This is a genomic window from Streptomyces sp. NPDC059003 (genome assembly GCF_042740445.1).
GTDB lineage: Bacteria > Actinomycetota > Actinomycetes > Streptomycetales > Streptomycetaceae > Streptomyces.
In genome coordinates, this window is the sequence record NZ_JBHYJH010000257.1 from 1 (window position 1) to 9766 (window position 9766).

The following is a 9766-nucleotide window of genomic DNA, read 5'->3' on the forward strand; positions in this document are numbered from 1 at the left end:
GGGTCCTAGGGGCGGAGCCCCTAGTTTCGGGAAGGGGTGGGACTGGGGCGCCCCCCGCGAGGAAAGCATTTCGCGGGCACCCTCGCGCGCCCCATAGGATTGGGCATCAAACCCATCACGCTCACCCCAGAGGATCGCTGCATGCCTGGCATCACGCGCGAGGAGGTCGCCCACCTCGCCCGCCTTGCACGTCTGGAGCTGAAGGACGAAGAGCTCGACCACTTCGCCGGACAGCTCGACGACATCATCGGCGCGGTCGCCCGCGTCTCGGAGGTCGCCGACCAAGACGTACCGCCGACCTCCCACCCGCTGCCGCTGACGAACGTCATGCGCGCGGACGAGGTCCGTCCGTCGCTCACCCCCGAGCAGGCGCTCTCGGGCGCCCCGGCCCAGGAGCAGCAGCGTTTCAAGGTGCCGCAGATCCTGGGGGAGGACTAACCCACCATGACGGACATCATCAAGCTCACCGCCGCCGAGATCGCGGCGAGGATCGCGTCCGGCGAGCTCACCGCCGTCGAGGTCACCGAGGCCCACCTGGCCCGGATCGACGCCGTCGACGAGAAGGTGCACGCCTTCCTGCACGTGGACAGGGAGGGCGCGCTCGCGCAGGCGCGCGCCGTCGACGAGAAGCGGGCGCGGGGCGAGAAGCTCGGCCCGCTCGCGGGCGTGCCGATCGCGCTGAAGGACATCTTCACCACCGAGGGGGTCCCGACCACGGTCGGTTCCAAGATCCTCGAAGGGTGGATCCCGCCGTACGACGCGACGGTCACCCAGCGGCTCAAGGCCGCCGACGTCGTCATCCTCGGCAAGACCAACATGGACGAGTTCGCCATGGGGTCCAGCACCGAGAACAGCGCGTACGGCCCGACGGGCAACCCGTGGGACCTGACCCGCATCCCGGGCGGCTCGGGCGGCGGCTCGTCCGCGTCCCTCGCCGCGTACGAGGCCCCGCTGGCCATCGGCACGGACACCGGCGGCTCGATCCGCCAGCCCGCGGCCGTCACCGGCACGGTCGGCGTGAAGCCGACGTACGGCGGCGTCTCGCGGTACGGCATGGTGGCCTTCTCCAGCTCCCTCGACCAGGGCGGCCCGTGCGCCCGCACGGTGCTCGACGCGGCGCTCCTGCACGAGGTCATCGCCGGGCACGACCCGCTCGACTCCACCTCCATCGACGCCCCGGTGCCCGCGGTCGTCGAGGCCGCCCGCAACGGCAGCGTCCAGGGGATGCGCGTCGGCGTCGTCAAGCAGTTCCGCGGCGAGGGCTACCAGGCCGGTGTCGTGCAGCGCTTCGACGAGTCGGTGGCGCTGCTCAAGGAGCTGGGCGCGGAGATCGTCGAGCTGGACTGCCCCTCCTTCGACCTGGCCCTGTCCGCGTACTACCTGATCGCGCCGTCCGAGTGCTCGTCGAACCTGGCCCGGTTCGACGCCATGCGCTACGGCCTGCGCGTCGGCGACGACGGCACCAGGTCCGCGGAGGACGTCACCGCGCTCACCCGTGAGGCCGGCTTCGGCGACGAGGTCAAGCGCCGCGTCATGCTCGGCACGTACGCGCTGAGCTCCGGCTACTACGACGCGTACTACGGCTCCGCCCAGAAGGTCCGCACGCTCATCACGCGCGACTTCGAGAAGGCCTTCGAGCAGGTCGACGTGATCGTCTCGCCGACGACGCCGACCACGGCCTTCCCGATCGGCGAGCGCGCGGACGACCCGATGGCGATGTACCTGGCCGACCTGTGCACCATCCCGACGAACCTGGCGGGCAACGCCGCCATGTCGCTGCCCTGCGGCCTCGCGCCGGAGGACGGCCTGCCGGTCGGGCTGCAGATCATCGCCCCCGCCATGAAGGACGACCGCCTCTACAAGGTGGGCGCCGCCGTCGAGGCCGCCTTCGTGGAAAAGTGGGGCCACCCGCTCCTCGAGGAGGCTCCGTCGCTGTGAGCAAGGCGTTGACCAAGGCCAAGGGCTTCAAGAAGTCCAAGACCGGTACGTATCTGTCCATCGGCACCACCGCGTTCGGTGCGCTGAGCACGCTCAAGCAGGTCAAGAAGGCCCGTGCCGAGCACGACACGCTGCAGCTCGTCGACGCCGTCGTGTCGGCGGCCGCCATCGTCACGGGCATCGCCCTCCTGGTGCGCGAGCTCAAGCGCATCGGCGACGACGACGTTCTGCTCGGCTGAGAGGGAAGTTCCAACACCGTGACTGCCACGACCACCCCCGAGCTGCTGTCGTACGAGGACGCACTCGCGTCGTACGACCCGGTCATGGGCCTCGAGGTCCATGTCGAGCTCGGCACCAAGACGAAGATGTTCTGCGGCTGCTCCACCGAGCTGAAGCAGGACGCCAACTCGCAGACCTGCCCGACCTGCCTCGGCCTGCCCGGCGCCCTGCCGGTCGTCAACGCCGTCGGCGTCGAGTCCGCGATCAAGATCGGTCTTGCGCTGCACTGCGAGATCGCCGAGTGGTGCCGCTTCGCCCGGAAGAACTACTTCTATCCGGACATGCCGAAGAACTTCCAGACCTCCCAGTACGACGAGCCGATCGCCTTCAACGGCTATCTGGACGTCCAGCTGGAGGACGGCGAGGTCTTCCGCGTGGAGATCGAGCGCGCCCACATGGAGGAGGACACCGGCAAGTCGACGCACGTCGGCGGCGCCACCGGCCGCATCCACGGCGCGTCCCACTCCCTGCTCGACTACAACCGCGCGGGCATCCCCCTCATCGAGATCGTCACCAAGCCGATCGAGGGCGCGGGCGAGCGCGCCCCCGAGGTCGCCAAGGCGTACGTCGCCGAGCTGCGCGAGCTCATCAAGGCGCTCGGCGTCTCCGAGGCCCGCATGGAGCAGGGCCAGATGCGCTGCGACGTGAACCTCTCCCTGCGCCCCAACGGCACGGAGAAGTTCGGCACGCGCTCCGAGACGAAGAACGTGAACTCGCTGCGCTCGGTCGAGCGGGCCGCGCGGTACGAGATCCAGCGGCACGCGGCCGTGCTCTCGTCCGGGGGCACGATCATCCAGGAGACCCGCCACTTCCACGAGGACGACGGTTCGACCACGTCGGGCCGCGTCAAGGAGGAGGCGGAGGACTACCGCTACTTCCCGGAGCCGGACCTGGTGCCGGTGGCCCCGTCCCGCGCGTGGGTCGAGGAGCTGCGGGGCACCCTGCCCGAGCTGCCGCGCCTGCGCCGCAACCGGCTGCGTGAGGAGTGGGGCGTCAGCGCCCACGACATGCAGTCGATCCTCAACGCGGGCGCGGTCGACCTGATCGTCGCCACGACCGACGCGGGCGCCCCCGCCGACCAGGCCCGCAAGTGGTGGATGGGCGAACTCGCCCGGAACGCCAACGAGTCGGGCGTCGCCCTGGAGGAGCTGGCCATCACGCCGGCGCAGGTGGCCCGCGTGTGCGAGCTCGTCGCCTCCGGCGATCTGAACGACAAGCTGGCGCGCCAGGTCATCGACGGCGTGCTCAAGGGCGAGGGCGACCCGGACGCGGTCGTCGAGAAGCGCGGCCTGAAGGTCGTCTCGGACGAGGGCGCGCTGTCCACCGCCGTGGACGAGGCCATCGCCGGCAACCCGGGCGTCGCGGACAAGATCCGCGGCGGCAAGGTGGCGGCGGCCGGTGCCCTCGTGGGCGCGGTCATGAAGGCCACCCGGGGCCAGGCCGACGCGGCCCGCGTCAAGGAGCTCATCCTGGAGAAGCTGGGCGTCGAGGGCTGACCTCGCGTCATCTCCGTACAGAGGGGCGCCGCATCCGTCAGGGTGCGGCGCCCTTTTTGCGTACCGGAACGGGTGCGCGCGCCGACGTCCGCAGGGACGTTCACCCCGACTTCGGTCCTCGGCCTTCCCAGAGAAACCGGGATTCACTACCGTCCCAGCTCAGCAGACCAATGGATCACCGGACAACCATTGGGTGTCGACGGGAGGTTGGGCGTGGCAGCGGAGATTTCGCGCAGGCGGCTGATGGCGGTGGGCGGTGGCGCTCTGGGGGCCGCCGCGGTGGGTTCCTTCCTGCCGCCGTCCCTTCAGGAGGCCGTCGCCGCCGGGCAGGCGCCGCCGAAGGGCGGGCTCGACGCGATCGAGCACGTCGTGATCCTGATGCAGGAGAACCGGTCCTTCGACCACTACTTCGGCAGCCTGCGCGGCGTACGCGGCTTCTCCGACCGCAACGCCCTCACGCTGCCCGGCGGCAAGAGCGTGTTCGAACAGCCCGGGCCGCTGCGCACGGTCCTGCCGTTCCCGGTGCGCGAGGCCGCCGCCACGCAGAAGAAGGACCTCCAGTACATCGGCGCCCTCGACCACTCCTGGAAGGGCGGCGCCAAGGCGTGGCGCGACGGGTGGATGGACGGCTGGGTGACGGCCAAGACCGCCGCCACGATGGCGTACTACACCCGCGAGGACATCCCGCTCCACTACGAACTCGCCGACACCTTCACCGTCTGCGACGCCTACCACTCGTCCATCCACACCTCCACCAGCCCCAACCGCAACCACCTGTGGAGCGGCAGGACGGGCTTCGAGGCGAGCGGCAAGCGGGCCGTCGACAACGACGCCTACGACGAGGGCAGACACCCCGGATACGGCTGGGGCACGTACGCCGAGCGCCTGGAGAAGGCGGGGATCAGCTGGCAGACGTACACGGAGTGGGAGAACTTCACCGACAACCAGATCGAGTTCTTCACCACCTTCAAGGCGATCGCCCGCAAGGCCCTGGCCAAGACTCCGTACACGTTCATGGAGGCCTTCTACGCCCAGGTCAGGGACGCCAAGGACGAGGCGGAGCGGGGCAAGCTGCTCGCCGCCCTGGACGAGGGCGTGGCGACGCTGAGCCGGCGCGAGCGGTCGCTGTTCGAACGGGGCCTGCGGCGCGTGCCGACCGGGAAGCTCGCCGACGAGTTCGCCGCCGACGTCGCGAACGGCAAGCTGGCGAAGGTCAGTTACCTGGTGCCGTCCGCCCTGGACTCCGAGCACCCCTCCGTCTCCTCACCGATCCACAGCGCCACCATCGTCTACAAGGTCCTGGACGCGCTCGCCTCGCACCCGCACGTGTGGCGCCGCACCGCCGTCTTCATCAACTACGACGAGAACGACGGCTTCTTCGACCACGTGCCGCCGCCCGTGCCGGGCGTCGACGACAAGGAGGAGCGCTGGGAGGGGCTGCCGACGGGGCTCGGGGCGCGCGTGCCGATGCTCGTCGTGTCGCCGTGGACCGTCGGCGGCTACGTCTGCTCCGAGGTCTTCGACCACACCTCCGTCGTGCGCTTCCTGGAGAAGTGGACGGGCGTGCGCGAGCCCAACATCAGCGCCTGGCGGCGGCAGGTCACCGGCGACCTCACCGGCGCCTTCGACTTCCACCGGGGCCACCGGCAGCCGGAGGTCGAGCGCCCCGGGACCATCCCGGAGTTCAGCGGCCGCTGGCAGCCGCAGCCGCCCGCGCGGCAGACCATGCCGCGCCAGGAGCCGGGCACCCGCAGGGCGCGCCCCCTGCCGTACCAGCCGGACGCCGACGCCAGGCCCGCCAAGGACGGCACGCTCAAGGTGCGCCTGCGCAACGGCGGCCGGCGCAGCGCGCACTTCGCGCTCTACCCGTACGCGGGGGAGTACGCGATCCCGCAGCACCAGGACGTCGTGCACGACGGCGCGTGGTCCGTGCCCGTGCGGGGTGACTCCTATCACTTCACGGTCACCGGGCCGAACGGATTCCGCCGCGAATTCGCGGGACAGAAGGCAGGCACGGCCGCCCTGTCCTCGGCGATCACCCGGCGCGAGCTCCACGTCACGCTGGCCAACCGGGGCACGAAGCCGCTGGTCTTCACCGTCAGGCCGCTCGGATACGTCGAGGAGGCGGAGGTCGGGCGGCGGAGCAGGACCGTGCGGATCAAGGCGGGCAGCAGCCGCACCATCGCCTGGCAGACGGGCGACGAGCGCGGCTGGTACGACATCGAGGTCACGGCGGAGGGCGACGGCGCCTTCCGGCGGCGCCTGATGGGCCACATCGAGAACGGCCGCGCCAGCGTCTCCGGGTGAACGCCGAAGGGTAGCGGGGCGCTTGTGCTCTTGTGAGTAAGGCCACGAAAGGGACTAAGGATCTCCAAGGGCTGTCAGAGTGGCTCCGCATGGCCCATCCCGGTCATGTCGTCGCACAAGCGGCGACATGATCTTTACCTGCCCATGCGGATCAAGTAGTACTGAAAGCAGTAGACGTGTTCTTTACGGGTCACTCCGACGCTTCCCGGCTGTTCCCGCTGAAGATCCGCGCATGACTCAGGGAGCCAGTCCGTGGCAGTACTCGCCCGGTGGTGCGTCAGGCACCGACTCGTCGTCGTTCTGCTCTGGCTCCTCGCACTCGGCACCACCGCGGCCGGCGCCGCCGTCGCCGGATCGGCGTACTCGAACAACTACGAGGTGCCCGGCACCGAGTCCGACCGCGCGACCCGCCTGCTGAACGACGGCTTCCCCGCCCTCAGCGGCGACAGCGACACCGTCGTCTGGCACACCTCCCAGAACGAGTCGGTGCGGTCCGCCGCCGTCGAGCGGACCATGACCGAGACGCTCGACAAGATCGCCGAGCTGCCCGGCGTGGCCTCCGTCACCAGCCCGTACACCGAGCGCGGCGACGACCGGATCAGCGAGGACAGCCGCACCGCGTACGCCACGGTCACCTTCCGTGAGCAGCTCGACTCCCTCGACAGGGCGGACGCGCAAGCCGTCGTCGACACCGCGAAGGCCGCCGCCACGGACGGCCTCGACGTGGCGCTCGGCGGCGGCGCCATCGGGCTCACCGAGTCCAAGAGCGCCAAGACCGCCGAGATCGTCGGCGTCGCCGTGGCCGCCGTGGTCCTGTTCCTCGCCTTCGGCTCCCTGGCCGCGTCGCTGCTGCCCATAGCCACGGCGGTCGTCTCCGTCGGCACGGCGTACGCGGGCATCGTGCTGCTCGGCCACGTCATGACGGTCGCCGACTTCGCGCCGATGCTCGGCACGCTCATCGGGCTCGGCGTCGGCATCGACTACGCCCTCTTCATCGTCACCCGGCACCGCAGAGGCCTCAAACAGGGCCTCCCCGTCGCCGTCGCCGCGGAGCGGGCCGTCGCCACCACCGGCCGCGCCGTCGTCTTCGCGGGCGCCACCGTGTGCATCGCGCTGCTCGGCATGCTGATCCTGCGCCTGAGCTTCCTCAACGGCGTCGCCATCGCCGCGTCCCTGACCGTGGTCCTCACGGTCGCCGCGTCCGTGACCCTGCTGCCCGCCCTGCTCTCCTTCATCGGCCCGCGCGCGCTCAGCCGCCGCGAGCGGCGCGGCCTCGCCGAGCGCGGCCCGGAGCCGGAGGTGCCCACCGGGCTCGCCGCGCGCTGGTCGGCGTTCGTGGAGCGGCACCCGAAGCTGCTCGGCGCCCTCGCCGTCGTGGTCATCGCGCTCCTCGCCCTGCCCACGCTCTCCCTGCGCCTCGGCACCTCCGACCAGGGCAACAACCCGTCGGCCTCGACCACCCGACAGGCCTACGACCTGCTCGCCGACGGCTTCGGCCCCGGCGTCAACGGCCCCCTCACCCTCGTCACGGAGGTGGGCGGCGCCCAGGACCGCCTCGCCCTCGCCGACCTCGCCGAGACGCTCCGGACCACGCCGGGCGTGGCCACGGTGAGCCCGGTGACGTACGACGACGGCGGCAGCGCCGCGTTCCTCACCGTCGTGCCGGACTCCGCGCCCCAGTCGAAGCAGACCAGCGACCTGGTCGACCGGCTGCGCGGCGACGTGCTCCCGCGCGCCGAGACCGGCACCTCGCTCGACCTGCACGTCGGCGGCGTGACGGCGGGCTACGACGACTTCGCCGAGATCATCGTCGGCAAGCTGCCGCTGTTCGTGGGCGTCGTCATCGGCCTCGGCTGTGTCCTGCTCCTGCTCGCCTTCCGGTCGGTCGGCATCCCGCTGAAGGCCGCCGTGATGAACGTGGCCGCGGTCGCGGCGGCGTTCGGCGTCGTGGTGGCGGTGTTCCAGTGGGGCTGGGGCAGCGAGCTGATGGGCCTCGGCAGAGCAGGACCCATCGAGCCCTTCCTGCCCGTGATCATGGTGTCGGTGCTCTTCGGGCTCTCCATGGACTACCAGGTCTTCCTGGTCAGCAGGATGTACGAGGAGTGGCTCGAGACCGGCGACAACCGCGTCGCCGTACGCGTCGGCCTCGCCGAGACCAGCCGCGTGATCAACTCCGCCGCCGTCATCATGATCTCGGTGTTCCTGGCGTTCGTGCTCAGCGGGGACCGGGTGATCGCGATGTTCGGCATCGCCCTCGCGGCCGCCGTCGCGCTCGACGCGTTCGTGCTGCGCACCCTGCTCGTGCCCGCCCTCATGCACATGCTCGGCGGCGCCAACTGGTGGCTGCCGCGCAGCCTGGACCGCTGGCTGCCCCGCATCAGTATTGAGGTGCCCGAGTGCCGGACACGTGCGAAGATCCCCGCACTGCGTGAGCCGGAAGCGGCCCACGTGCCGCAGGAAGAGCTCAAGAGCGTTTAGGGAGCGGGATGTTCGCGATATCCGTGGGGGAAGGGGCCGTGCTGCGCCCGCTGGAGCCGTGGCAGGCCGAGGAGTACCGGGAGCACGCGGTCCGGGCCCGGGAGTACGCCGGACCCTGGGTGCCGTCGGTCGACAAGGCGGCGACCGGTCTCGACGCGGCACGGGAGGTCCTCCAGTCCTTCGCCGACCGGCAGGCCGCCGACACCGGGCGCCTGTACGGCATCTGGCTCGACGGCACGCTCGTCGGCGGCGTGCTCTTCCGCGTCTTCGACACGGCCACCGAGTCCTGTGAGGTCGGCGTCTGGCTCGAACCCTCCGCCGCGGGGCGCGGGCTCGTCAGCACGGCCTGCCGCGTCCTCATCGACTGGGCCGTCGACCAGCGCGGCATGCACCGCGTGGAGTGGATGGTCTCCTCGCGCAACGACCGCAGCAAGAACCTGGCGAAGCGGCTCGGCTTCGTACGGGACGGCGTGCTGCGGGAGAGCTTCCCCTGGCAGGGCATCCGGCACGACATGGAGGTCTGGTCGGTGCTCGCGCCGGAGTGGCGCCGGGCGCGCGCTCAGGCGTGAGGCGTTAAGGGGGCTCTCAGACTCCGTCCGTACGGTGCGGAGGCATGGGAACGAAGAGTGTTGACGAGGCCGGGGCCGAGGCCCCGGCTGAGGCCGAGGCAGGCGTCGAGGCGGCGGAGGCGGAGGCCGAGGCCGACGCGGGGACCGACGAGGTCGGCGCGGAGGCCGATGAGCCCGAGCTCGAGCCCGCGAAGTCCGACGGGGTCGGGCAGGGAGCGGCGGCCGTCGTCGCCGCCGCGCTCGGCGTGGTGGGGCTCAGCGGCGGGTGGATCGGGACCGTCGCGTCGGCGCGGGAGTCCCTGATCGGGCAGCTGAACACCTCGCAGGGCGCGGGGGTGGCGCGGCAGGTCCAGGAGGTCTACGGCGACTCCTGGAAGACCACCGCGCTGGTCGGGGGCCTCTTCGCCGTCGCGGCCCTCGTCGTGGGCGCCGGCGTGCTCCTCCGCCCCGCCTTCGGCGCCCCGGACCGGGTCCAGGCGCCCTGGATCAAGTCGGTGGCGTGGGCCGGGGTGACCCTGGGAGCGGTGGGCCTCGTCCTTGCGGTACTGAAGTACGGCAACGTCATCCTGGACTTGCCGTCGACCACGTGACCGTTGCTTCTCCCACCCACCCGCCCTTCTCCTGAGGGCTCCGCCCCCAGACCCCCTTATCTCCGGCCTTCGGCCTCGTCCTCAAGCGCCGGACGGGCTATTTCCAGCC

8 protein-coding genes are annotated in these 9766 nt (G+C 71.1%); all 8 read left to right on the forward strand.

Annotated elements, in window-relative coordinates; all coding sequences use genetic code 11:
• The first annotated feature begins 141 nt into the window (after positions 1-141).
• The 8 genes from gatC to ACFWZ5_RS42520 all read left to right on the forward strand — a co-directional run bounded on the left by gatC (position 142) and on the right by ACFWZ5_RS42520 (position 9657).
• Positions 142-438 carry an Asp-tRNA(Asn)/Glu-tRNA(Gln) amidotransferase subunit GatC gene (gatC, locus tag ACFWZ5_RS42485; protein ID WP_016642027.1) on the forward strand — a complete coding sequence of 99 codons (297 nt, stop codon included), beginning with the start codon at positions 142-144 and terminating at the stop codon, positions 436-438.
• Positions 439-444: 6 nt separating this feature from the next.
• The gene (gene gatA / locus ACFWZ5_RS42490; protein ID WP_384799767.1) at positions 445-1938 is read left to right on the forward strand and encodes an Asp-tRNA(Asn)/Glu-tRNA(Gln) amidotransferase subunit GatA; all 1494 of its coding nucleotides are present in this window, start codon (positions 445-447) and stop codon (positions 1936-1938) included.
• Positions 1935-2177 (forward strand): hypothetical protein, encoded by a 243-nt coding sequence (locus tag ACFWZ5_RS42495; protein ID WP_384799770.1) that lies wholly within the window; start codon positions 1935-1937, stop codon positions 2175-2177. The genes gatA and ACFWZ5_RS42495 overlap by 4 nt, the downstream gene beginning before the upstream one ends.
• A gap of 18 nt (positions 2178-2195) precedes the next feature.
• Positions 2196-3713, forward strand: coding sequence for an Asp-tRNA(Asn)/Glu-tRNA(Gln) amidotransferase subunit GatB (gatB, locus tag ACFWZ5_RS42500; protein WP_384799773.1), 1518 nt, complete (start codon positions 2196-2198; stop codon positions 3711-3713).
• Between the two features lie 243 nt (positions 3714-3956).
• Positions 3957-6020, forward strand: coding sequence for a phosphocholine-specific phospholipase C (locus ACFWZ5_RS42505; RefSeq protein ID WP_384799791.1), 2064 nt, complete (start codon positions 3957-3959; stop codon positions 6018-6020).
• A 252-nt stretch (positions 6021-6272) separates the two neighbouring features.
• Entirely contained in the window at positions 6273-8498 is a 2226-nt protein-coding gene (locus tag ACFWZ5_RS42510) for an MMPL family transporter (protein WP_384799776.1), read from the forward strand.
• Positions 8499-8506: 8 nt separating this feature from the next.
• Positions 8507-9067, forward strand: coding sequence for a GNAT family N-acetyltransferase (locus ACFWZ5_RS42515; RefSeq protein WP_384799779.1), 561 nt, complete (start codon positions 8507-8509; stop codon positions 9065-9067).
• A gap of 44 nt (positions 9068-9111) precedes the next feature.
• Positions 9112-9657: a hypothetical protein gene (locus ACFWZ5_RS42520; RefSeq protein WP_384799782.1), complete on the forward strand. Its 546-nt coding sequence runs from the start codon at positions 9112-9114 to the stop codon at positions 9655-9657.
• The last annotated feature ends 109 nt before the right edge of the window (positions 9658-9766 follow it).

Coding starts and splice junctions, on each gene's coding strand:
- gatC (WP_016642027.1), top strand. CDS start 142: ATGCCTGGCATCACGCGCGAGGAGGTCGCCCACCTCGCCCGCCTTGCA.
- gatA (WP_384799767.1), top strand. CDS start 445: ATGACGGACATCATCAAGCTCACCGCCGCCGAGATCGCGGCGAGGATC.
- ACFWZ5_RS42505 (WP_384799791.1), top strand. CDS start 3,957: ATGGCGGTGGGCGGTGGCGCTCTGGGGGCCGCCGCGGTGGGTTCCTTC.
- ACFWZ5_RS42515 (WP_384799779.1), top strand. CDS start 8,507: ATGTTCGCGATATCCGTGGGGGAAGGGGCCGTGCTGCGCCCGCTGGAG.
- ACFWZ5_RS42520 (WP_384799782.1), top strand. CDS start 9,112: ATGGGAACGAAGAGTGTTGACGAGGCCGGGGCCGAGGCCCCGGCTGAG.